This is a genomic window from Notoacmeibacter marinus, assembly GCF_002238045.1.
GTDB classification, from domain to species: domain Bacteria; phylum Pseudomonadota; class Alphaproteobacteria; order Rhizobiales; family Rhizobiaceae; genus Notoacmeibacter; species Notoacmeibacter marinus.
This window is the reverse complement of the sequence record NZ_NBYO01000001.1, coordinates 14,957-37,209: the sequence shown is the minus strand read 5'-3', so window position 1 is coordinate 37,209 and position 22,253 is coordinate 14,957. Positions and strand designations below refer to the sequence as shown.

Genomic DNA, 22,253 nt, shown 5'->3' with positions numbered 1-22,253 from the left:
AAAGGATCGCGTCCGAATGATTCAATCAGAACAAGGGAGCGAGGTTCATGAGCGATAAACCGAAACTTACGACGACGGCCGGTTCGCCCTGGCCCAACAATCAGGACAGCCTGTCGGCGGGCGAGCGCGGCCCGCTACTGCTGCAGGACTACCAGCTCATCGAGAAGCTGGCCCATCAGAACCGCGAGCGTATTCCCGAGCGCACCGTTCACGCCAAAGGCTGGGGCGCGCATGGCAAGCTGGTCATCACCGAGGACATCAGCAAATACACCATTGCAAAATGCCTTCAGCCCGGCGCCGAAACGCCGATGATCGCCCGCTTTTCGACCGTTGCCGGTGAAGCCGGTGCCGCGGATCACGAGCGTGACGTGCGCGGCTTCTCGCTGAAATTCTACACCGAGGACGGCAACTGGGACATGGTCGGCAACAACACGCCGGTCTTCTTCGTGCGCGATCCTTACAAGTTCCCGGACTTCATCCATACGCAGAAGCGTCATCCGAAGACGAATATGCGTTCGCCGACGGCGATGTGGGACTTCTGGAGCCTGTCGCCCGAAGCCATGCACCAGGTGACGATCCTGATGAGCGACCGTGGCCTGCCGCAGAGCCCGATGCATATGAACGGCTATGGCAGCCACACCTTCTCGTTCTGGAACGACAAGGGCGAGCGCTACTGGGTCAAGTTCCACTTCAAGACCGAGCAGGGCCACGACTTCTTCACCAACGAAGAAGCAGAAAAGGTCGTAGGAAAGACCCGCGAGGGCTATCAGGAGCGCCTCTTCAACGCGATCGAGGATGGCAAATATCCGCGCTGGAAGTTCCAGGTGCAGATCATGCCGGAGATGGATGCGGAGAAGACGGACTACAATCCGTTCGATCTCACCAAGGTCTGGCCGCATGACGAATATCCGCCCATCGATGTCGGCTATTTCGAACTGAACCGGAACGCGGAAAACTACTTCGCCGAGATCGAGAATGCGGCGTTCTCGCCCAGCAATATCGTGCCCGGCATTTCCTGGTCGCCGGACAAGATGTTGCAGGCCCGCATCTTCTCTTACGCGGATGCGCACCGCCATCGTCTCGGCACCCATTACGAGCAGATCCCGGTCAACAGGCCGAAATGCCCCGTTCATCACTATCACAAGGACGGTGAGATGAACGTCTATGGCGGCATCGCGACGGGCAATCCGAACGCCTATTACGAGCCGAACAGCTTCAATGGCCCGGTGGAAGTGCGAGAAGCGCAGGAGCCACCACTGCGTATCTCGGGCGATGCGGCCCGCTACGATCATCGCAAATACGATGATTACAAGCAGCCGCGCGCGCTCTATGCCGAAGTCATGAACGATGAAGAGCGCGACCGCCTGCACCAGAATATGGGCGGCGCCATGGTTGGCGTTCCGACCGTGATTGTCGAGCGGTGGTTCGATCATCTCCAGCAGGTGCATCCGGATTACGAGGCCGGCGTTCGCAAGGAATGGGAAGCAGCCAGCCGCGACGCGGGCTACGACCCGAACGGCCTGCCGATCACCGGCGATACGCCGCATGAGGCGAACGATCAAAGCCCGCAGCAGCCGACCATCGCTGCGGAATGATCGGGTTTCGATAGCACGATATTGTAAAGGGCCGGTCTTGCGCCGGCCCTTTCTGCTTAGGGCACAAATTTCACGCGCTTGAGCGCTAGCCACGCTTTCCGCTATCATCGGGGCGGGCGGACGATGGCGAACCGCATGGGAGGCGGACGGAATGCGCGTAAGATGGAATGGAACAGGTCTGCTTGCCGCGATATCCGCTTTCATCGTAGCGCTCGTGCCTGCGCCGCCGGCCGCCGCGCAGGACGACATGCTGTTCTTCCGCATCGCGACGGCGGGTCGCACGGGCACCTATTTTCCGATTGGCGGTCTCGTTTCGACGGCCATCTCCGCTCCGCCCGGTTCGCGGAGTTGCGAAGAGGGCGGCGCTTGCGGCGTTCCCGATCTGGTGGCGACGGCCCTGACATCGAACGGTTCGGTCGCCAATGTGAATGCCATCGGTTTCGGCTTGGTCGAGAGTGGCTTCAGCCAGTCGGACGTCGCTTATTGGGCGCAGACGGGCACCGGTCCTTTTCTCGGCAAGAAACCGATCGAGAATTTGCGCGCCATCGCCAATCTCTATCCGGAAAGCCTGCATCTGGTCACGGCGCGCGATGCAGGAATCGCTAGCGTGACCGATCTCCAGGGCAAACGCGTCTCGCTGGACGAGCCCGGTTCCGGAACGCTGGTCGAGGCGCGAATTGTCCTCAACGCCTATGAGTTGGATGAGCGCGATCTGGACACCGAATATCTCGCCCCGGACAAGGCCGCCGAAAAGTTGGCCAACGGCGAACTGGACGCCTTTTTTTTCGTGAGCGGCTATCCAGCAGAAGGCATCCAGCAATTGGCCGCCCGCTTTCCTATCCGGCTGGTTCCGGTTGGTGGCGCTCCGGCGCAGGAGGTCATTCGCCAGAACCGGTTCTTCAGCGAGCATGTCATTCCCGCCGGATCCTATGAGGGGCAGGAAGACGATATTGAAACGCTGTCGGTGGGCGCGCTTTGGCTGACATCGGCGGAGCAGCCGGACGAACTGATCTATGGCGTGACCGAGGCACTTTGGAACGACGCAAGCCGCAAGCTTCTCGATGAGGGCCATGCGAAAGGCCGTCTGATCGTCACCGATACCGCGCTCGACAATATCGCCATTCCGCTTCATCCCGGCGCCGAACGCTATTACCGGGAAACGGGCCTGCTGCCGAAATAGATTTTGGTGAAACGAAAAGGCAGGCTGCGACGCCATGGCGTAGTGTGCCGGTCCGTGCCATAAGCCGCGCCGATCACCAATTCGGGGTATCCATGCGTATCGGCGGACGGCTGGCTGCGGCCATCGAAATTTTGGAAGACATGCAGACGCGGCATCGGCCGGCGGCGGAGTCGCTGCGCGACTGGGGCACGTCGCACCGCTTCGCCGGGGCGGGCGATCGCGCGGCCATCGGCAACATCATCTATGACGGGCTGCGCCACCGCGCGATGAGCCGCTGGCGGTTCGGCGCGGGCACGGCGCGGGCGGATGCTTATGGCGCATTGCTGTCCGGTTTCGGTCTTTCGCCGGATGACCTCGCCGGCCAGCTGGACGGCGACCGCTTTGCGCCCGAACCGCTGACGGAAGCGGAAACCGAGCGCTGGCGCCAGACCGACCCGTCCGTTGCGCCGCCTGCCATCCGTGCCAATGCGCCGGACTGGAGCGAATTCTTCTTTCTGGAAGGGTTCGGCGAGGACTGGGTCGCCGAGGCTACGGCGCTGGCCGCGCGCCCGCCGGTCGACCTGCGGGTCAACACGCTGAAGGCCGATGTTGAAAAGGTCGCGCGCGCCTTGCAGAAGGACGGCGTCCAGCAAACGACCATCGCCCGGAGCGGCCTGCGCATTGCACCCGTGACCGGCTTCGGTCGTCACCCGAACGTGCAGGCGACGCCAGAATTCCAGAAGGGCTGGTTCGAGATTCAGGACGAGGGCAGCCAGATTGTCGCCGATCTGATCTTCGCCCAGCCGAAGGAGCAGGTGCTGGATTTCTGCGCGGGCGGTGGCGGCAAAACATTGGCGCTGGCGGCGACGATGGACAATCGCGGCCAGATCCATGCCTATGATGCTGATCGCGGGCGGCTCGCGCCCATCGTGGAGCGCATCAAAAGGGCCGGCGTCCGCAACGTGCAGGTGCACTCCGACCGAACCACGCTGACACCGCTGGAAGCGAAGATGGACCGCGTGGTGGTCGATGCCCCCTGCACCGGCTCCGGCACATGGCGGCGCAAGCCCGATGCCAAATGGCGGCTGACCGAACAGCAGCTCCGCGCGCGCCAGGCCGAGCAATCGGCGATCCTGGACGATGCGAGCGCCTATGTGCGGCCAGGCGGCTATCTCGTCTACATCACCTGCTCGATGTTCCGCGCCGAGAACGAAGAACAGATCTACGCCTTCGGCGAACGCCACGACGGCTGGGACCTCTTGTCCGCCGGCGAAGTCTGGCAGGATCTGTTCGGCTTCGACAAGCCGTCGCCTTGGAGCGAGGATCTCAACTGCATCACGCTGACGCCGGCTGCGACCGGCACGGACGGTTTCTTCTTCGCCGTGATGCAGAAGCTGGGCTAGGATAAAAACGTTCCGGCGAGCCGTGACAGCACCGGCAGGTGAACTAGATCGGCAGGAAACCAATGAGGACTTCCATGTCACCGATCATCATCTACGGCGTCTTCTTGCTGATCGTGCTGGGCGGCGGGCTCTTTCTCGGCTCGCAGACCGAGACCACGGGCTGGTACGAGACGCTGAACAAGCCGTCCTTCACGCCGCCCAATTGGCTCTTTCCGGTCGCCTGGACCATTCTCTACGTGCTGATCGCGATCGCCGGCGCGCGAACCTTCATGCGTGCGCCGACCGGTGCGGCGATGACGATCTGGGTCGTGGCGCTTATTCTGAACTTCGCCTGGACGCCCGTCTTCTTCATGGCGCAGCGTCCGGACCTGGCGCTGATCGTGATCGGCCTGCTGCTGCTCTCGATCGTCGCCTTCATCGCGATCAGCTGGTCGCCGGATCGCATCGCCGCCTTGCTTTTCGCGCCCTATGCCATCTGGGTCGGCTATGCGACGGTGCTGAACGCAACCATCGCAGCGAACAATTGAGCTGGTGGTGACCGATCCCACCAACTGCCTGAAGACCGTTTCAGGCCATGATGTGCTCTACGTCATGGCGACCGATCAGGAATATGGAGCCGCGCTCAAGAGCCGCTTCACGCCATTCCGCACCGGGGTCGGCCCGGTCGAGGCCGGCGTGGGTCTCGGTATCGCCCTAGCGACGCTTGCCGCTGCCGGCCGACGACCTGCCCTGATCGTTTCGCTCGGTTCGGCCGGCAGCCGCTCGCTGGAACAGGGCGAAATCTACCAGATCGAATCCGTGTCTTATCGCGACATGGACGCCAGCGCTCTGGGCTTTCCGAAAGGCCGGACGCCCTTTCTGGACCTGCCCGCCACCCTGCCGCTTCCTCTGCGCGTGCCGGACCTGCCGGTCGCCACTCTCTCGACGGGGGCCAACATCGTTTCCGGCGCCGCCTATGACGATGTGGACGCCGACCTCGTCGATATGGAAACCTTCGCCCATTGGCGCGCCGCCATGCATTTCGGCGTGCCGCTGATCGGCCTTCGCGGCGTGTCGGACGGCGCCGAGGAACTGCGCCATTTCGAGGATTGGACCCGCCTTCTGCCGGTTCTCGACGAGAAGCTCGCCGGAGCGGTCGACCGCCTGGAGCAGGCGATCGGTAACGGCCTTCTGACGCAGCCGCCGACCGGGCGGTAAAGCCGTGGATCGCTTGCTTTCGCCGATGCCGAACGCATTGCACCTTCGTTGCCGATCGGATACGGCCTTGCCATGACCGAGACAGTCCATCCCGATACCGTTCTGATCGTCGACTTCGGCAGCCAGGTGACGCAGCTGATCGCGCGCCGCGTCCGCGAGGCCGGCGTCTATTCCGAGATCGTGCCGTTCCAGAGCGCTGAAGACGGCTTCCGCAGGTTGAAACCGAAGGCGGTGATCCTGTCCGGCGGGCCCGCTTCCACGGTCGACATGGACAGCCCCCGCGCCCCGCAGATCGTTTTCGACAGCGGCGTGCCGGTTCTGGGCATCTGCTACGGCCAGCAGACCATGTGCGCCCAGCTCGGCGGGGCGGTCGAGAGCGGCCATCATCGTGAGTTCGGCCGCGCCTTCGTCGAAGTGCTGAAGGCCTCGCCGCTTTTCGATGGCGTCTGGGAGACCGGCCAGAAGCACCAGGTCTGGATGAGCCATGGCGACCGCGTGACCAGGCTGCCGGACGGGTTCGAGGTGATCGCCGCGTCGCCCAATGCGCCGCTGGCGGCAACGGCCGACGAGGCGCGCCATTACTATGCCGTCCAGTTCCATCCTGAGGTTGTGCATACGCCGGACGGCGCGAAGCTGCTGTCGAACTTCGTGCACAAGATCGCCGGGCTGAAGGGCGACTGGACGATGGCCGCCTACAAGGATCAGGCCATCGCCGCGATCCGCGAACAGGTGGGCGACGGCAAGGTGATCTGCGGCCTGTCCGGCGGCGTGGATTCGTCCGTTGCGGCCATGCTCATTCACGAGGCGGTCGGCGATCAGCTCACCTGCATTCTCGTCGATCACGGGCTGATGCGGAAGAACGAGGCGGCGGAAGTCGTCGCCATGTTCCGCGAGCATTACAACATCCCGCTCGTCCATGTGGACGCCTCCGACACCTTCATCGGCGCGCTGGAAGGCGAGGCCGATCCGGAGAAGAAGCGCAAGACCATCGGCAGGCTCTTCATCGATGTTTTCGAGGACGAGGCGAAGAAAGTGGGCGGCGCCGATTTTCTGGCCCAGGGCACGCTCTATCCCGACGTCATCGAGAGCGTCTCCTTCACCGGCGGGCCGTCGGTCACGATCAAGAGCCATCACAATGTCGGCGGGCTACCCGAGCGCATGAACATGCAGCTCGTCGAGCCGCTGCGCGAACTCTTCAAGGACGAGGTGCGCGAACTGGGCAAGGAACTCGGCCTGCCGGATAGTTTCATCGGTCGCCATCCCTTCCCCGGTCCGGGCCTGGCAATTCGCCTGCCGGGTGGCGTGACGCGCGAGAAGATCCGTATCCTGCAGGAAGCCGACGCCATCTATCTCGACGAGATCCGTAAGTCCGGACTCTATGACGCGATCTGGCAGGCTTTCGCCGTGCTGCTGCCGGTCCAGACCGTCGGCGTGATGGGCGACGGGCGGACCTATGAATATGTCTGTGCGCTGCGGGCGGTGACCTCCGTCGATGGCATGACGGCGGATTTCTACCCGTTCGACATGGAGTTTCTCGGTTCGGCGGCGACGCGCATCATCAACGAGGTGCGCGGCATTAACCGCGTGGTCTATGACGTGACCTCAAAACCCCCTGGCACGATCGAGTGGGAATAGCGATTTTCCAATTAGGGCTGGCGTGAGGAAGTTTACGACATAACTCATTGGAATAAAACAATTTAGCGGTTGTGCCTATACATTGATGACGGGGGGCTATAGGGCGTTTTTGCCTGCGGTGCCGACGAATCGACGTTAGCATTGCCGCACCGCAACTGTTGGTTCGATCCTTATCACCCGGCTGCAAAAGCGCGGTATGGAGGGAGTGTTCTCGCACCGCGCGATGCGGGAGGCGCCGGTACGCTCGGCATGCAGCCCCGTTTCGCCTGCCCCTCGGCGTCCACCAATATGACGCTACATGAAGCAATCGAAATCGACGGGCCAAGCCGGTGCGACAATGCGTCCGTCTTCCCTGATGACGCGATGCTGTGCGATAGCGAGGGCGTGATGGTGGTTGCGGTCCATCTTGCCAAACAATGTGCACTGAGATGACAGCCTAAGAGGATGTCGTGTTCGAGCAGGTCGATGGCGATGCAGCGATTATCGGGCTTTATCCGGGCACTGATCAGGAAAGCCTGAACGAAGACAACGCATGGCGCGAAGAGACAGGACGGTAAGCATGACCTTCATTCCTCAGGGAAACCACTTGATCGCCGGCAAGTGGATCGGCGCAGATCTCAAATTCTCCTCCGCGCCGGTCAGCGGTGAAGCTTTCGAATACGCGGTCGGCACGCCGGAACTGGTGGCGGAGGCATGCGCCGCCGCGAGCGCAGCTTTCCCAGGCTTCGCCGCGACCCCGCGCGAAGAGCGCGCCAGGCTCCTCGAAACTATTGCTGACGAGATCGACGCCCGTGGCGACCAGATCACTGAGATCGGCACCGCAGAAACCGGTTTGCCTGCCGCCCGGCTCGAAGGCGAGCGCGGCCGCACCACCGGCCAGTTGCGTCTCTTTGCAGCGCATATCCGCGACGGCGCATATCTCGACCGTCGCCATGACGAACCGATACCCGACCGCCAGCCTCTCCCGCGCCCCGATCTGCGAATGATGCAGCGTCCGGTCGGCCCGGTGGCCGTTTTTGGCGCATCGAACTTCCCGCTCGCCTTTTCGGTGGCCGGAGGAGATACCGCCGCTGCGCTGGCTGCAGGCTGTCCGGTCGTCGTGAAGGGGCACGACGCTCATCCGGGCACCAGCGAGATTGTGGCCGAGGCGATCGTTGCTGCGCTGGACAATTTGGGTATGGCTGCCGGCATTTTCAGCCTTGTACAGGGCGGCAGTCGTGATGTGGGTGCCGCGCTTGTGACGGATCCGCGCATCAAAGCGGTTGGGTTCACCGGCAGCCTTGGTGGCGGGCGTGCGCTCTATGATCTGTGCGCCGCACGTTCCGAGCCGATTCCGTTCTACGGTGAACTCGGCAGCGTTAATCCGATGTTCGTCCTGCCGAATGCCGCCGTAGAGCGCGGGGCGGAGCTTGGTGCCGGCTGGGCCGGCAGCTTGACCATGGGTGTCGGGCAGTTCTGCACGAACCCCGGTGTCGCTGTCATAGTCGACGGACCCGAAGCCAATGCCTTTATTGCCGCGGCGGTCGAGAGCCTGACGGCAATCACAGCGCAGACCATGCTGACCGATGGCATGGCGGATGCCTTTCGGGACGGTGCCCGCCGCATATCCGAAGGAGCGGGGGTGTCATCCCTACTGAACAACTCTTGCGAAGGCCGTAGCGCTGCGCCTTATCTCTTCCAGGTATCGGCCGCCGACTGGTTGTCTGATGAGGAGCTGTCCGAGGAAGTCTTTGGCCCGCTTGGCCTGGTGATACGTGTCAAGGACGCGACGCAGATGGTCGACATCGCCTCCAGCTTCAAGGGACAGCTGACCGCAACGCTCCAGATGGATGATGGCGACATCGACCTGGGCCGTGAACTGCTGCCCGTGCTTGAGCGCATGGCGGGCCGCGTGCTGGCCAACGGTTTCCCGACGGGGGTCGAGGTCTGCGATTCCATGGTTCATGGCGGTCCTTATCCGGCCAGCACAAACTTTGGCGCCACCTCGGTCGGGACATTGTCGATCCGTCGCTTCCTGCGCCCGGTCTGCTACCAGAACATTCCCGAGGCGCTTCTGCCGGCCGATCTCGCAGGCATGTGAAGGCGGGGGCACCCTCGCGATCGGAGCCTTGTCGCAGGGTTGCGGTGCATGTCCGGCCAGCGCTGCGACCGCGGTCGCAGTCGGCGCGAAGATTAGGCGCGGTGATTTCTGGCTATCGTGTCCGGCATCCACGGCGATGTATCGATCCGCAGAGACGTGCTTTGAGTCGCCATCGCCCTGTTGGCCGTCGTCATATCCGCCTACTCGACCTTCCAGGTGTTGGTGGCTTTGGTAATTGTCATTCTTCGGCAATCGTGAAACGACCGATAGATGTTGAGAGTTCACAGGCTTTTCGTTTCGCGTCGGTCAGAAGACGCCCTTTCAAACGCAATATTCCAACAAATTGGCGGTTCATTGAGGGGCGTCTGGCTGGAAATCTGAAGATTTTGAAGTAAAGTCAAAATCTTATGGTTCGCGAGATCTCGGTTGGTAATGACCGGCGGCAGTCCTTCCGCTCTGAGTTTCTCGCCTGCAATGGAGGACGACCGCATGGCCCGGCGACTGTTCGATTCACCCGAATATCCGACGGTTTCGGCGCGGGGCGACGATCTCTATCCCGTTCACCGCATTTTCTGCGTCGGTCGGAACTATGCCGATCATGCTAGGGAAATGGGCGCGGAGCCGGACCGGGAAGCGCCCTTCTACTTCATGAAGGACGCACAATCGCTTGTGCCGTCCGGCGCGACCGTGCCCTATCCGCCTGGCACGGAAAACTATCATTACGAGATGGAGCTGGTGGTTGCCATCGGCGCGCCCGTCTTTCGGGGCGACGAAAGCGAGGCCGAAAATGCGATCTGGGGTTATGGCTGCGGCCTCGACATGACCCGCCGTGATCTGCAGAAGGCGAACAGCGCCAAGCAGCGGCCCTGGGATATCGGCAAGAACGCCGAAAACTCGGCCGTGATGACGGGGCTCGTCGCCGCATCCGAGTTCGGCGAGATCGGCCCGCAGCGAATCTGGCTCTCCGTCAATGGCGAGATCAGGCAGGACGCGCATTTAAGCGATCTCATCCATCCGCCAGTGGCGATCGTCGAACATCTGTCGCGCTTCTACCATCTCGCGCCGGGCGATCTCGTTTACACCGGCACGCCCGCCGGCGTCGGCCCGGTTAAACCGGGCGACGTTATTCGCGGTGGGATCGACGGATTGCCGGACATCGAATTGACCATCGGCCCAGCAGAATAGCCGGTTCACTCATACGTTCTCACTCCGTCTCGGCGCGGGCGAGAATGGATCGTGCGCGCAGACGCACCGGCTCGTCGATCATCTCCCCATCCACTGACGCGGCCCCGTCTCCCGAAGCGACAACCCGTCGCGCCCAGGCGATCTCGGCATCGGACGGCAGAAAGGCGCGCATCACCTCGCCGACCTGCCGGGGGTGAATGCAGAGCTTGCCGGTCATGCCGAGCGCCGCTGCGTGGAGAGCCTCGTGATGGGTCCGGACATCGTCGTCGAACTGCGCCGTCACGCCATCGATGGGCGCGGCAATGCCGGCAAGGCGCGACGCCAGAACGAGTTCGAACCGCGCCGGCAGCAAAATGTCCTGCCGGTGGTCGCATCCGATATCGGCACAGAAATCGATGGAGCCGAAGGCCAGCCGGCTGACACCGGGCAGCGCTGCGATGGATCGTGCATTGGCAAGACCATTCGCGGTCTCGATCAGCGGCAGGAGGGGGATATCGCCACCCAGCATATAGCTCACGGCCATGACGGTGGAGGGGATTTCGGCTTTCGGCAGAATGACCGCTGCAACTGGCAAATGGCCGACCGCGATGATGTCGGCATCGTGCCAGGGCGTGCCGATGGCGTTGATGCGGACGATCACGGGCTTGTCCGTGAAATCGGTGCGAAGCGCGTCCCGCGCCGCATCCTTCTCGGAGGCAGCCACCGCGTCTTCGAGGTCGAGAATGACCGCGTCGGCTTTCGAACTCGCCGCCTTGACGAATCGGTCCGGCCGATTGGCCGGCACGAAGAGCGGCGCGCGGATCGCGGCAATATCTACCATTCGGCTCGTGCTTCCATGGCGATGGGACCGCCCGTTGACGCCGTCCAGAGCCGGAGCGCGTCGCCGTTCTCATCCGCATTGATCGCAAAGTCGACGCCGGCAAAAATCGGCGCGGCACTGCGGAAGCTGTATTGCGCCGGGGCGCGCCCCTTGAGTTCTTCGGCATATTGCGCGAGCAGCATCGCCTGTAGGGGGCCATGGACGACGAGACCCGGATAGTGCTCGACCCCGGTGACATAGGGCTCGTCGTAATGAATGCGGTGGCTGTTGAAGGTCAGCGCGGAGTAGCGGAAGAGCAGGATCGGGGAGGCGGCGATCCTGCGGTGCGCCTCGCCCTGGCCAGCCGCGGGCGCGGCGGCCTTGCCTTCGCCGGTGGCCTTGTCGGCACCGCGATAGACGATGTCCTGACGTTCCGTGACGACCGCCCGACCGTCGGACGCGATGTGATGGACGACCCTGACGAAGCAGAGCGTGCCGGAGCGGCCCTCCTTGACCGTCAGATCGTCGATCACGGACCGGCGCGTCACCGTTTCGCCGATGCGCGGCGCGGAATGGAACGTGAAGTCTCCACCGGCCCACATGCGGCGGGGCAGGGCGACTGGTGGCAGAAAGCCGCCGCGCGGCGGATGGCCGTCCGCCCCCAGCGTGGACGTCGGCACGGCGGGCTGGCACAGACACAGATGGATGAGGAGCGGCGCATCCGCGCCGTCCTGCGTCGGGCCTTCGCGGTCCAGCGTGGCGTTGAACCGCGCGACCAGGGCAGCTGTCAGCACTTCCGAGGCCGTTTCCTCCCGTCCGATCCATCCGCGCAGATGATCCAGATCGATTTCCATGGCTACCTTTCCAGCGGCTTGAGCGCGGGCACCGGCCCGTATTCGGGCGTATCGTCCTGCCAGACCGGCGCCGGCGCCGGGTAGGACACCGGCCCGTTCGGCGTGTCGACGCTGATCCGCCGCAGATGAGGATGGACGGAAAGTCCCGCCATGTCGTTGACGGCTGCCAGCGCGACATCCGCCTCGATCAGCGCGGCCATCGCCTCTTCGCCGCTTCGCCGGGCAAAACCTTCGGCAACGAGCGCATCGGTCTCGGCGCGCCGCTCCATCCGCGCGACATTGGTGGCGAAACGCGGGTCCGTTCCGAGATCCGGCGCGCCCAGAAAGATCGCGCAGAGCTTTTTCCATTCGCGGTCGCTCTGCACCGAAAGCAGGATCTGCATGCCGTCCCTGGCGGTGAAGACGCCGTAAGGCGCGATGGAGGGATGCGCCATGCCGATCCGTCGCGGAGTGCGTCCGCCCTCATGGTTGAGAAGCGGCACCGTCAGCCAATCGGCCATCACATCGAACATTGAAATGGAGATGTTGGCGCCCTTGCCGGTCGCGCCGCGCCGGACAAGCGCTTCGAGAATGGCCGAATGGGCGGTGGCTCCGGTTGCGATATCGACGAGCGAAATGCCGACACGGGAGGGCTCAGACGGCCCGCCAGTGATCGAGCACAGGCCGGATTCGGCCTGGACGAGCAGATCGTAAGCTTTGCGATCAGCCATTGGCCCGTTTTCACCATAGCCGGATATCGAACAGCAGATCAGTTTCGGATCGTCTTTCGTCAGCCGGTCGAAATCGAAACCGAGCCGCTCAAGCGCCCCGCGTTTGAGATTCTGCACCACGATGTCCGCATCGGCAATCAGACGCGCCAGTTCGGCCTCGCCGCCCGGCGAAACGAGATCGAGCGTCACGGAGGTCTTGCCGCGATTGAGCCAGACGAAATAGCTGGACTGGCCCTTCGCCGCATCGTCATAGCCGCGGGCGAAATCGCCCTCCGGCCGCTCGATCTTGATGACTTCAGCCCCCGCATCGGCCAGCCGCGACGTGCAGAACGGCGCGGCGACCGCCTGCTCGATGGAGACGACCCTGATGCCTTCCAGCGGTCGCATCAGAACGACCTTGGCAGGCCGAGCACGTGTTCGGCGACGTAGGAGAGGATCAGATTGGTGGAGATCGGCGCGACCTGGTAGAGCCGCGTCTCGCGGAACTTGCGCTCCACATCGTATTCGCAGGCGAAGCCGAAGCCGCCATGGAACTGGATGCAGGCATTGGCCGCTTCCCATGACGCCTTGGCAGCCAGATATTTCGCCATATTGGCTTCCGCGCCGCATGGTTCGCCCGCATCGTAGAGGGCGCAGGCCTTGCGGCACATCAGATTGGCCGCCTCGATCTCGATATAGGCTTCGGCGATGGGGAACTGCACGCCCTGGTTCTGCCCGATGGCGCGTCCGAAGACGTTGCGCTCGCTGGCGTATTTCACGATCCGTTCGGTGAACCAGTAGCCATCGCCGATACATTCGGCGGCGATCAGCGTGCGCTCTGCATTGAGGCCGGTCAGGATATATTTGAACCCCTTGCCCTCTTCGCCGATAAGGTTCTCTTCGGGGATTTCCAGATTGTCGAAGAACAGCTCGTTCGTCTCATGATTGACCATATTGGGGATCGGCTGAACCGTCATGCCGGAGCGCATGGCATCTTCGATATCGACCAGAAAGATCGACAGCCCCTCCAATTTCTTCTTCACTTCCGAAAGCGGCGTGGTCCGGGCCAGCAGGATCATCAGATCGGAATGCTGGACCCGACTGATCCAGACCTTCTGGCCGTTGACGACATATTTGTCGCCCTTCTTGACGGCCGTGGTCTTGAGTTGCGTTGTGTCCGTTCCGGTCGTCGGCTCCGTCACGCCCATCGACTGCAGGCGCAGTTCGCCCGCCGCGATCTTCGGCAGATATGTCCGACGCTGCTCCTCCGATCCATGCCGGACCAAGGTGTTCATATTGTACATCTGGCCGTGGCAGGCCCCGGAATTGCCGCCCGCCCGGTTGATTTCCTCCATGATCACCGCCGCCTCGGTCAGGCCAAGGCCCGAGCCGCCATAATCTTCCGGAATGAGCGCGGCCATCCAGCCGGCCTTCGTCAGCGCATCGACGAATTCTTCCGGATAGGTGCGCTGCTCGTCGATGCGGCGATGGTACTCGTCGGGAAACTCGGCGCAGAGCGCCCGCACCGCGTCCCGGATGTCCTGGTGATCGTCTGTCTCCTGCTGGCGCAATGCAGCCTCCCGGAACGGTCTGGTTCGCAACGAAAAAACGTCGCGCGATCATCCGTTCCGGCATCGCATAAATCAAATATCTGAATGGCCTTACAGACATGCCGAAACGATATGGCTAGGCCAAGGGCGTTCTACTGGTTGTCGCCGGCGGAATGGCTCAGATCGGGTCCCAGCAGAACACGTCCGCCGAGACGTCCAGCGGCATGTAACTGGCGCGCAGCGCCGGCATGGCGTGGCTGCGAACACTTTCAAAATTCCAGCCTTCGCCGCGATGGACCGAACGCACCGGGCGCGGCTGCGACACCAGGAAGATCTCGTTGTTGCGCACCGCGAAAATCTGCCCGGTGGTGTCGGCGCCATCGTCGGACGCCAAATAGAGCGCGACCGGCGCGATCTTTTCCGGCGACATTTCCTTCATGCGGTTGACGCGTTCTTCCTGCTCCGGGCTGTCCACCTTGATGGAAGAGGTCATCCGGCTCCATGCGAAGGGCGCGATACAGTTGGAGCGGATGTTCCAGCGCTGCAGATCGAGCGCCATCGACTTCGAAAGGGCGGCGATGCCGAGCTTGGCCGCCGAATAATTGGCCTGCGCCAGATTGCCGACCAGGCCCGAGGTCGACGTCATGTGAATGAGGCTGCCGGAGCCCTGTTCGCGCATCACGTCGGCCGCCGCCCGGCTGACATTGAACGTGCCGTACAGATGCACCTTCACCACCGCGTCGAAGTTCTCGTAGGTCATCTTGTGAAAGAAGCTGTCGCGCAGAATGCCGGCATTGTTGGCCACCGCATCGAGCCGCCCGAACGCATCGGCCGCCTGCCGGACCATGGCCTGCGCACCATCGGGATTGGAAACATCGTCGCCATTGGCGACGGCTCGGCCACCATCTTTCTCGATGGCCGCAACGGCGTCGTCGGCTGCGGCGCTGGATTGGCTCTGCCCGTCGAGCGACGCGCCGATATCGTTCACGACGACTGCCGCACCCGCTTTGGCCGCCTCCATGGCGATGGCGCGACCGATGCCGCCGCCGGCGCCGGTGACCAGAATGACCTTTCCATCAAGCGGTTTCGTTACAGACATGGTGCCTCACTTTCTTTTTTGTGTGCTATCGGCGACGTTTCGCCCGAAGACACAGCGCTCGATCTGGTCTGCTGCGTCGGTCAAGGCGTCGGCGACCTTCTCCAGACTGTTTTCGTCATGCTGACCGGCGATGGTAATGCTGCTCATACCGATCCGTGGAATGTCGGCGGCATCGCGCGCCAGCGTGGCGACGATTTCCAGACCGCGGAACAATTGTTCCCGATCCCGCGCAACGCCGGTCTGCCGCGCCGTGATCACATCCTGCCAATAGCTATCGAACCCCGGTTCCTGCTGCCAACGTACAGTGTCGTACCCCGTTCGCGTCGCAGCTTCGTCAAGGCCGAGCATTGCCGCATAACAGCGCCCGATCGCCCCGGCGAAGACCGGCAGACGGCTGTTTCGCGCGATGACGACCTGCACGATATTGGGCGCGGTAAAGCGGTCGATGAGAACGATTCGCTCATTGCCTGTAATATGCCAAAGCGCGATCGTGACCCTGTGTTCGTGCGCGATGGCCGCCAGCGTCGGCCGGAGCAGGTCCGCCGGGTTCGCGCCGAGCAAGGGCGCGGCGAATTCCAGTAGTCCCATGCCGATACGATAGGTCTTGGCTTCGCTGTTGAAGCTCAAGATGCCCTCGTGACTGAGCGTCCGCAGAATGTTGAAAGCCGACGAAACGTTCAGCCCGGTCTCCCTTGCAATCTGCGTCGCGCCCAGTGGCTCACCCTGGGCTGCAAGCAATCGCATGATGCGCGTTGCGTTCTGGACTGCCGGTACGAATTTGTGGCCGTGATCGTCGGACATATTATTCCTCTGGCAGAATTACATTTACTATATAGAATGACTTTGCTAGTGCAATAGCCGGTGAACGGTGCCTTGGAGGAATAGAAGATGATGTCGGGAGTGGACAGCGACGTTTTTGAACAACTCGTCGAAACGGTCGGCCGTTTTGCTCGCGAACGCCTTATTCCAGAGGAGCGCAGGGTCGAGGAAGAGGACGCCATTCCCGAAGACATTATCGACGAGATGAAGGCGATGGGCCTGTTCGGTCTGTCGGTCCCGCAAGAGTTCGGCGGCATCGGTCTCAATGTTCCGCAGGAAGCGCGGCTGATCGAGACGCTGTGCTACGCGTCTCTCACCTTCCGCTCGCTGATCGGCACCAATGTCGGGATCGGTGCGCAGGGCATCGTGATGGACGGCACCGACGAACAGAGGGAGCGATGGCTACCCGGCATCGCCAGCGGCGACATCATCGCGTCCTTCGCCTTGACCGAACCGGATCATGGCTCCGATGCGGGCGGCATCCGCACATCGGCGCTCCGGGACGGTTCCGATTTCGCCATCAACGGCACGAAGCGCTACATCACCAACGCCGTCCGCGCCGGCGTCTTCACCGTTTTCGCGCGCACCGACCCGGAAAAGACGGGTGCCGATGGCGTATCCGCTTTCATCGTGCCGGCGGATACGCCGGGAATCACCGTTGCAACGCCCGACCGCAAGATGGGGCAGCGCGGCACCAAGACCTCTGACGTGATCTTCGACGACGTGCGTGTGCCCGAAAGCGCGATCCTCGGCGGGCCGGACCGGCTGCATCGAGGCTTCCGCACGGCCATGAAAGTGCTGGATCGTGGCCGTATCCATGTCGGGGCGATGGCGGTGGGCCAGAGCCAGCGCATGCTCGATATCGCCACCGATTACGCCTTGGAGCGCAAACAGTTCGGCAAGCCCATCGGCGAACACCAGCTCGTGCAGGGGCTTCTGGCCGACTGCCAGGCGGAACTGCACGCCGCCCGCGCGCTGGTCCGTGCCAGCGCCGAGACCTTCGACCGCGAGGGCAAGGCCATCGTCGAAGCCTCCTGCACCAAATATTTCTGTACCGAGGCGGCCGGGCGCATTGCCGACCGGGCGCTGCAGATCCACGGCGGCGCGGGCTACATGGCGGAATACGATATCGAGCGGCTCTATCGCGACATCCGCCTGCTGCGCATCTATGAGGGCACCAGCCAGATCCAGCAGCTCGTCATTGCCCGCCGAACGCTGGCGCAGCGGGCAGGCCGGGCATGACGGCGCGGCCCACACGCAGCGTCGAAGAGATGCCTCCGGCATCGAACTTTTCGTACCATCTCGGCATCGAAGTCACAAAATGCACGCCCGACGAGGTGGTCTGCCGGATGGTTGTCACCGAAGAGATGGCGAACCGCAACGGCGTGCTGCATGGCGGCGCATTGATGACGCTGGCCGATACGGCGGCGGGCACCTGCGCCTTCATCAACAGCCCGGCCGACATTTCCAACACCACCGTCGAGGCGAAGACCAACTTCATACGACCGGCGAAGATCGGCGACACGCTGACCGCCCGGAGCGAGCCGCTCCATGTCGGCCGCGCGACGCTGGTCCTGCAGGTCACGATCACGCGGGATGACGGCAAGACCGTCGGTGCGACCTCGCAGACCCATCTGTTTCTGGGCTGGAACGACGGATCGGAAAAGACGGAGGAGAACCGATGAGCGCATTCGGCAGCCGCGAGGCGGGGCCTCAGGCCACCTATGAGAATTATCTGGCCGAAGGCCGGTTCATGATCCAGCGCGCCAGAAGCACCGGCGAATATGTGTTCTGGCCGCGCGTGGCCGCGCCGTCCGGCGCCACCGATCTGGAATGGGTCGAGGCTGGCGGCGGCGGCACGATCTACGCCATCACGGTCAACCGCTCCCGCAGCGGATCGTGGAACGTCGCGCTGATCGATCTGGACGAGGGCGTGCGCATGATGTCCACCCTGCCGGATGTCGAGACCGCTACCATCGGAGCGCGCGTCACGGCGCGCATCGAAACGGCGCCCAACGGCCCGCGCATCGTCTTCGATCTGGTGAAGGAGGATGCGGCATGAGTGGCGCGTCCATGCGCGGTAAATCCGCGATCGTCGGCATGGCGACCGCCGGCATGGGTGAAGCGCCCGGCTTTTCTGCGATGGAACTGCTTGGCCAGGCCGCCATCGCTGCGGTCCGGGATGCCGGGCTGAAGCTGCAGGACATCGACGGCGTTTTCGCCGCGACCAGCAGCCATGCCTTTCCGACCATGAGCGTCGTCGAATATCTCGGTTTGAAACCGCGATTCTTCGACAGCACCAATGTGGGCGGCTCCAGTTTCGAACTGCATCTGCTGCAGGCGACGCTGGCGCTGGAGGCCGGCCTCTGCGACGCGGCCCTCGTCTGCTACGGCTCCAACCAGCGGACGGCGGGCGGCAAACTCGTCTCGATGAGCGAACCGCAATGGCATGAGACGCCTTACGGGCCGCGCCATCCGATCACCGCCTATGCCCTGGCGGCCAGCCGGCACATGGCGCAATATGGCACCACCCGCGAGCAACTGGCCGAGGTCGCGCTGGCGGCGCGGGGCTGGGCCAATCTCAACCCGCAGGCGTTTGCGCGCGGACCTTTGACAAAGGAGGAGGTGCTGTCGGCGCGGATGATCTCCGACCCGCTGACGAGGGCCGATTGCTGTCTCGTCACCGATGGCGCGGCGGCCTGCGTTCTGGTCCGCGCGGACCGGGCGAAGGACCTTTCGGCCAAGCCGGTCTACTTCCTTGGCGCTGGCGCGGCGAACTATCACCGCTCCATTGTCGCAATGCCGGATCTGACGACAACGGCCGCCGCCGAAAGCGGCCCGCGCGCCCTGGAGATGGCGAAAGTCGGCCGTGACGAACTCGACCTCGTGATGCTCTACGACGCCTTCACCATCAACACGATCCTGTTCCTCGAAGATCTCGGTTTCTGCCCGAAGGGCGAGGGCGGCCGCTTCGTCGAGGACGGGCGGATCGCGCCGGGCGGCGAACTGGCCGTCAACACCAATGGCGGCGGCCTTTCCTGCGTCCATCCCGGCATGTACGGCCTGTTCCTGATCGCCGAGGCGGTCGCCCAGATCCGGGGCGAGGCGGGCGAGCGGCAGATCGAGGGCTGCGAACTGGCGCTGTGCCACGGCAATGGCGGCACATTGTCCAGCCAGTGCACCGCCATCCTCGGATCGGATGCCACGCTATGACCGGCCTGCCGCATATCGATGGTCTGATCGCGCCGCGTTCGGTTGCCGTGATCGGCGCGACGAACGATGTCACGCGCATCGGCGGACGGCCGATCGCCGCCATGCTTCACGCCGGTTACGAAGGGCGCATCCTGCCGGTCAATCCGAAGCGGGAGACGATCCAGGGTCTGCCATGCTACGCCAGCGTCGACGCCCTGCCGGAAGCGCCGGAAGCGGCGCTGATCGCCGTGCCGGCGAAACTGGTGCCCGAAACGGTCGAAGCGCTCGGCCGCAAGGGCTGCATGGCCGCCACCCTGTTCTCGGCGGGCTTCGCCGAAACCGGCGCCGATGGCGAGGCGGCCCAGCGCGAACTCGTCGCGCTCGCCGGCAGATACGGGATGCGGCTTCTTGGCCCGAACACGCTCGGCATCTACAATGTCGCGACCGGCTATTTCGGCACATTCTCCTCCTCGCTCGATACCGGCTATCCGAAGCTCGGCAATATTGGCATTGCCAGTCAGTCCGGCGCATTCGGCGCCCATCTCGGCGCGCTGGCCCGCGACCGGGGGCTCGGCTGCTCGGTCCTGATCACCACCGGCAACGAGGCGGACATCACCGTCGCCGACGCCATCCGCTGGATGGCCGAAAGCGACACGACCGATGTGATCTGCACCTATATGGAGGCGGTCAACGACGCGCCGGCGCTGCTTGCAGCGCTGGATGCGGCGCGAGAGGCCGGCAAACCGGTTCTGGCGCTGAAATCCGGTCGCTCGGCGGTCGGCGCGAAAGCGGCGGCTTCGCATACGGCGTCGCTCACCGGCGATGCGGTGGTGGCCGATGCGGTTCTGACCGATCACGGCGCGATCATGCTGCGCGATCCGGAAACCATGATGGATATTGCCTACGCGGCATCGAAGACGGTGTTCCCGACGCGGCATTCCCTCGGCATCATCACGGTCAGCGGCGGCGCGGGCATCGTCGCCAGCGACGAGGCCGAGCGCGTCGGCCTGCCCATGCCGCCCATGCCCGATGGCGCGCAGGCGAAGCTGAAAGAACTGCTGCCTTACTCATCGGCGGTCAATCCGCTGGATTGCACGGCGCAGGCGCTGAACGATCCGTCCCTCCTGGAGAGCTTCACCCATGCGGCGCTGGAGGATGGCGGATACGGCGCGGTGCTCTGTTTCCTGACCTATGTTGCCGGCAGCGAGGCGATGGCGGATGCGATCCTGCAGGCGATGGGACCGCTTCGCCGGGCCTATCCCGACCGGATCATCGCCTTCTGCGCGCTGGGCGATCCGGAAATCCTGAACCGCTACGACGAAGCGGGCATTCTGATCTTCAACGACCCCTGCCGCGCGGTGCGCGCGCTCGATGCCGTTTTGCGCTTCGGTTCGGAGCGCAATGCCGAGCGTTCGTCACCTCCGCCGCCTTCGAAGCCGGTCAGCCTGCCCGACGCCAGCCCGGACGAAGCCGCCGCCAAGGCGATCCTTGCCCAAGCGGGCATTGCGGGCGCGCCGGAGCGCGCCGTGCGTGACGCCGGGGAGGCGGTGAACGCAGCCGACGAACTCGGCTATCCGGTGGTGATGAAGATCCTGTCGCCGGACATCGCGCACAAATCCGATATTGGCGCGGTGCGATTGAACATCAGCAGCGCGGACGAGGTGCGGGCGGCCTATGCTGCGATACTCGCGGCCGTAGCCGAGCAGATGCCGGATGCGTCGATCAATGGCATTCTCGTCGCGAAACAACTGTCGGGCGGGGTGGAGTGCCTGATGGGTATCAATCGCGATCCGACCTTCGGGCCGGTGGCCGTGTTCGGTCTCGGCGGGATCTTCGTCGAACTGCTCGACGATGTGGCCGTGAAAGCCTGTCCGTTCGGTCCGGATGCCGCGCGCCAGATGATTCTTTCGATACGCGGTGGGGCAATTCTGCAGGGCGCGCGCGGCAGATCTCCGGTCGACATCGACGCCTTGGCGCAGATGCTCTCGCGACTTTCCGTTTTTGCGGCGGCTGCGGGCAAACGCCTGCAATCCATCGATCTAAACCCCGTGATGGCGATGCCCGAAGGGCAAGAGGTATATGCACTCGATGCGGTCATCGAACTGAGCGACGGGAGGCCGGGCGCCGATGACCATTGATTACGATCATCTGATGAATTTCGACATTCCGGAGGCCCGCCAGACCTACGGCCCGGAGGAGGTGGCGCGCTACGGCCTTTCGGTCGGTCTCGGACAGGACCCGATGGATTTGCGCCAGCTCGCCTATGTCGGTGCGCGGTCAGATGATTGCCGCGTCATGCCGGCCATCGTCAACGTTCTGGGCCATCCCGGCTTCTGGCTCAGCGATCCGGCCACCGGGGTCGATGCCGTCAGGATCGTCCATGGCGAGCAGGGCATGACGATCCACCGTCCGATCCCGCTCGAAGGAACCGTGATCGCCAAGACCCGCGTGACCGGGCTGGTCGACAAGGGCGAGGGCAGGGGCGCGCTGCTCTACTATGAGAAGACGGTTCGCGACGCCGATGAAGGAACGCATCTTGCGACCTGCCGGGGCACGACCTTTCTGCGGGGCGATGGCGGCTTCGGCGGGCCGGACGGGCCGGTCAGGCAACCGCATCGCCTGCCCGACAGCGCGCCGGATCATGTCTTCGAGGCGCCGACCCGGCCCGAACAGGCGCTCCACTACCGCTGGAACGGCGATCCCAATCCGCTGCATCTCGATCCCCGCATTGCCCAGGAGGCCGGCTTCGACCGGCCCATCCTTCACGGTCTGTGCAGCTTCGGATGCGCCGCACACGCCCTGCTGGCCGTCTTGTGCGATTACGAGGCTGAGCGCTTCGGCGCGATGGACGCCCGCTTCACGGCCCATGTCTTTCCGGGCGAGACGCTGCGCACCGAAATATGGAAAGATGGCTCCTTCCGGACCCGTGCGGTCGAACGCGATACGGTCGTGATCGGCAACGGGTTGTTTCGGCGCAGAAGCTGACGATGAGCGCCG

Annotated in this window: 20 protein-coding genes; 14 read left to right on the top strand and 6 right to left on the bottom strand. The window is 63.6% G+C overall.

Going from position 1 to position 22,253, the window contains the following annotated elements; translation table 11 throughout:
- The first annotated feature begins 47 nt into the window (after positions 1 to 47).
- The 8 genes from B7H23_RS00165 (at position 48) to B7H23_RS00130 (ending at position 10,254) form a co-directional block, all read left to right on the top strand.
- On the top strand, positions 48 to 1,595 hold the full coding sequence (locus B7H23_RS00165) for a catalase (protein WP_094075414.1): 1,548 nt from the start codon (positions 48 to 50) through the stop codon (positions 1,593 to 1,595).
- Between the two features lie 151 nt (positions 1,596 to 1,746).
- The gene (locus tag B7H23_RS00160; protein ID WP_094075413.1) at positions 1,747 to 2,775 is read left to right on the top strand and encodes a TAXI family TRAP transporter solute-binding subunit; all 1,029 of its coding nucleotides are present in this window, start codon (positions 1,747 to 1,749) and stop codon (positions 2,773 to 2,775) included.
- A gap of 92 nt (positions 2,776 to 2,867) precedes the next feature.
- Positions 2,868 to 4,157, top strand: a complete 1,290-nt coding sequence (locus B7H23_RS00155) for an RsmB/NOP family class I SAM-dependent RNA methyltransferase (protein WP_094075412.1) — start codon at positions 2,868 to 2,870, stop codon at positions 4,155 to 4,157.
- 74 nt (positions 4,158 to 4,231) lie between these two features.
- A complete protein-coding gene (locus tag B7H23_RS00150; protein ID WP_173861865.1) occupies positions 4,232 to 4,684 on the top strand; it encodes a TspO/MBR family protein in 453 nt (150 codons plus the stop codon).
- Between the two features lie 7 nt (positions 4,685 to 4,691).
- Positions 4,692 to 5,354, top strand: a complete 663-nt coding sequence (locus B7H23_RS00145; RefSeq protein WP_276292985.1) for a 5'-methylthioadenosine/S-adenosylhomocysteine nucleosidase — start codon at positions 4,692 to 4,694, stop codon at positions 5,352 to 5,354.
- 72 nt (positions 5,355 to 5,426) lie between these two features.
- Positions 5,427 to 6,989 (top strand): glutamine-hydrolyzing GMP synthase, encoded by a 1,563-nt coding sequence (guaA, locus tag B7H23_RS00140; protein WP_094076765.1) that lies wholly within the window; start codon positions 5,427 to 5,429, stop codon positions 6,987 to 6,989.
- Between the two features lie 559 nt (positions 6,990 to 7,548).
- Positions 7,549 to 9,069, top strand: coding sequence for an aldehyde dehydrogenase (NADP(+)) (locus B7H23_RS00135; RefSeq protein WP_094075411.1), 1,521 nt, complete (start codon positions 7,549 to 7,551; stop codon positions 9,067 to 9,069).
- A gap of 489 nt (positions 9,070 to 9,558) precedes the next feature.
- The gene (locus tag B7H23_RS00130; protein ID WP_094076764.1) at positions 9,559 to 10,254 is read left to right on the top strand and encodes a fumarylacetoacetate hydrolase family protein; all 696 of its coding nucleotides are present in this window, start codon (positions 9,559 to 9,561) and stop codon (positions 10,252 to 10,254) included.
- 19 nt (positions 10,255 to 10,273) lie between these two features.
- Here B7H23_RS00130 and B7H23_RS00125 read toward each other — a convergent pair whose 3' ends face one another.
- The 6 genes from B7H23_RS00125 to B7H23_RS00100 form a co-directional block, all read right to left on the bottom strand.
- Positions 10,274 to 11,074 (bottom strand): HpcH/HpaI aldolase/citrate lyase family protein, encoded by an 801-nt coding sequence (locus B7H23_RS00125; RefSeq protein ID WP_094075410.1) that lies wholly within the window; start codon positions 11,072 to 11,074, stop codon positions 10,274 to 10,276.
- Complete coding sequence (locus B7H23_RS00120) at positions 11,068 to 11,907, bottom strand: HTD2 family dehydratase (RefSeq protein ID WP_094075409.1); 840 nt, start codon at positions 11,905 to 11,907, stop codon at positions 11,068 to 11,070. The genes B7H23_RS00125 and B7H23_RS00120 overlap by 7 nt, the downstream gene beginning before the upstream one ends.
- A gap of 2 nt (positions 11,908 to 11,909) precedes the next feature.
- Positions 11,910 to 13,004 carry a CaiB/BaiF CoA transferase family protein gene (locus B7H23_RS00115; protein WP_094075408.1) on the bottom strand — a complete coding sequence of 365 codons (1,095 nt, stop codon included), beginning with the start codon at positions 13,002 to 13,004 and terminating at the stop codon, positions 11,910 to 11,912.
- A complete protein-coding gene (locus B7H23_RS00110; RefSeq protein ID WP_094075407.1) occupies positions 13,004 to 14,167 on the bottom strand; it encodes an acyl-CoA dehydrogenase family protein in 1,164 nt (387 codons plus the stop codon). The genes B7H23_RS00115 and B7H23_RS00110 overlap by 1 nt, the downstream gene beginning before the upstream one ends.
- Before the next feature lie 157 nt (positions 14,168 to 14,324).
- Positions 14,325 to 15,245 carry an SDR family NAD(P)-dependent oxidoreductase gene (locus tag B7H23_RS00105; protein ID WP_094075406.1) on the bottom strand — a complete coding sequence of 307 codons (921 nt, stop codon included), beginning with the start codon at positions 15,243 to 15,245 and terminating at the stop codon, positions 14,325 to 14,327.
- 6 nt (positions 15,246 to 15,251) lie between these two features.
- Positions 15,252 to 16,046 carry an IclR family transcriptional regulator gene (locus B7H23_RS00100; protein WP_094075405.1) on the bottom strand — a complete coding sequence of 265 codons (795 nt, stop codon included), beginning with the start codon at positions 16,044 to 16,046 and terminating at the stop codon, positions 15,252 to 15,254.
- A gap of 87 nt (positions 16,047 to 16,133) precedes the next feature.
- Between B7H23_RS00100 and B7H23_RS00095 the strand changes: the two genes are divergently transcribed.
- The 6 genes from B7H23_RS00095 to B7H23_RS00070 are packed head-to-tail and all read left to right on the top strand — an operon-like array spanning position 16,134 to position 22,241.
- Positions 16,134 to 17,306, top strand: a complete 1,173-nt coding sequence (locus tag B7H23_RS00095) for an acyl-CoA dehydrogenase family protein (protein ID WP_094075404.1) — start codon at positions 16,134 to 16,136, stop codon at positions 17,304 to 17,306.
- A complete protein-coding gene (locus B7H23_RS00090; protein WP_094075403.1) occupies positions 17,303 to 17,749 on the top strand; it encodes a PaaI family thioesterase in 447 nt (148 codons plus the stop codon). Before B7H23_RS00095 ends, B7H23_RS00090 begins: the two co-directional genes overlap by 4 nt.
- Entirely contained in the window at positions 17,746 to 18,126 is a 381-nt protein-coding gene (locus B7H23_RS00085; protein ID WP_094075402.1) for a Zn-ribbon domain-containing OB-fold protein, read from the top strand. Before B7H23_RS00090 ends, B7H23_RS00085 begins: the two co-directional genes overlap by 4 nt.
- Positions 18,123 to 19,277, top strand: a complete 1,155-nt coding sequence (locus tag B7H23_RS00080; RefSeq protein ID WP_094075401.1) for a thiolase — start codon at positions 18,123 to 18,125, stop codon at positions 19,275 to 19,277. Before B7H23_RS00085 ends, B7H23_RS00080 begins: the two co-directional genes overlap by 4 nt.
- Positions 19,274 to 21,394, top strand: coding sequence for an acetate--CoA ligase family protein (locus B7H23_RS00075; protein WP_094075400.1), 2,121 nt, complete (start codon positions 19,274 to 19,276; stop codon positions 21,392 to 21,394). Before B7H23_RS00080 ends, B7H23_RS00075 begins: the two co-directional genes overlap by 4 nt.
- Positions 21,384 to 22,241, top strand: coding sequence for a MaoC/PaaZ C-terminal domain-containing protein (locus B7H23_RS00070; protein ID WP_094075399.1), 858 nt, complete (start codon positions 21,384 to 21,386; stop codon positions 22,239 to 22,241). The genes B7H23_RS00075 and B7H23_RS00070 overlap by 11 nt, the downstream gene beginning before the upstream one ends.
- Positions 22,242 to 22,253 lie beyond the last annotated feature (12 nt).

Coding starts and splice junctions, on each gene's coding strand:
- B7H23_RS00095 (WP_094075404.1), top strand. CDS start 16,134: ATGATGTCGGGAGTGGACAGCGACGTTTTTGAACAACTCGTCGAAACG.
- B7H23_RS00075 (WP_094075400.1), top strand. CDS start 19,274: ATGACCGGCCTGCCGCATATCGATGGTCTGATCGCGCCGCGTTCGGTT.
- B7H23_RS00150 (WP_173861865.1), top strand. CDS start 4,232: ATGTCACCGATCATCATCTACGGCGTCTTCTTGCTGATCGTGCTGGGC.
- B7H23_RS00155 (WP_094075412.1), top strand. CDS start 2,868: ATGCGTATCGGCGGACGGCTGGCTGCGGCCATCGAAATTTTGGAAGAC.
- B7H23_RS00135 (WP_094075411.1), top strand. CDS start 7,549: ATGACCTTCATTCCTCAGGGAAACCACTTGATCGCCGGCAAGTGGATC.
- B7H23_RS00120 (WP_094075409.1), bottom strand. CDS start 11,907: ATGGAAATCGATCTGGATCATCTGCGCGGATGGATCGGACGGGAGGAA.
- B7H23_RS00165 (WP_094075414.1), top strand. CDS start 48: ATGAGCGATAAACCGAAACTTACGACGACGGCCGGTTCGCCCTGGCCC.
- B7H23_RS00100 (WP_094075405.1), bottom strand. CDS start 16,046: ATGTCCGACGATCACGGCCACAAATTCGTACCGGCAGTCCAGAACGCA.
- B7H23_RS00125 (WP_094075410.1), bottom strand. CDS start 11,074: ATGGTAGATATTGCCGCGATCCGCGCGCCGCTCTTCGTGCCGGCCAAT.
- B7H23_RS00115 (WP_094075408.1), bottom strand. CDS start 13,004: ATGCGACCGCTGGAAGGCATCAGGGTCGTCTCCATCGAGCAGGCGGTC.
- guaA (WP_094076765.1), top strand. CDS start 5,427: ATGACCGAGACAGTCCATCCCGATACCGTTCTGATCGTCGACTTCGGC.
- B7H23_RS00160 (WP_094075413.1), top strand. CDS start 1,747: ATGCGCGTAAGATGGAATGGAACAGGTCTGCTTGCCGCGATATCCGCT.
- B7H23_RS00130 (WP_094076764.1), top strand. CDS start 9,559: ATGGCCCGGCGACTGTTCGATTCACCCGAATATCCGACGGTTTCGGCG.
- B7H23_RS00105 (WP_094075406.1), bottom strand. CDS start 15,245: ATGTCTGTAACGAAACCGCTTGATGGAAAGGTCATTCTGGTCACCGGC.
- B7H23_RS00090 (WP_094075403.1), top strand. CDS start 17,303: ATGACGGCGCGGCCCACACGCAGCGTCGAAGAGATGCCTCCGGCATCG.
- B7H23_RS00085 (WP_094075402.1), top strand. CDS start 17,746: ATGAGCGCATTCGGCAGCCGCGAGGCGGGGCCTCAGGCCACCTATGAG.
- B7H23_RS00080 (WP_094075401.1), top strand. CDS start 18,123: ATGAGTGGCGCGTCCATGCGCGGTAAATCCGCGATCGTCGGCATGGCG.
- B7H23_RS00070 (WP_094075399.1), top strand. CDS start 21,384: ATGACCATTGATTACGATCATCTGATGAATTTCGACATTCCGGAGGCC.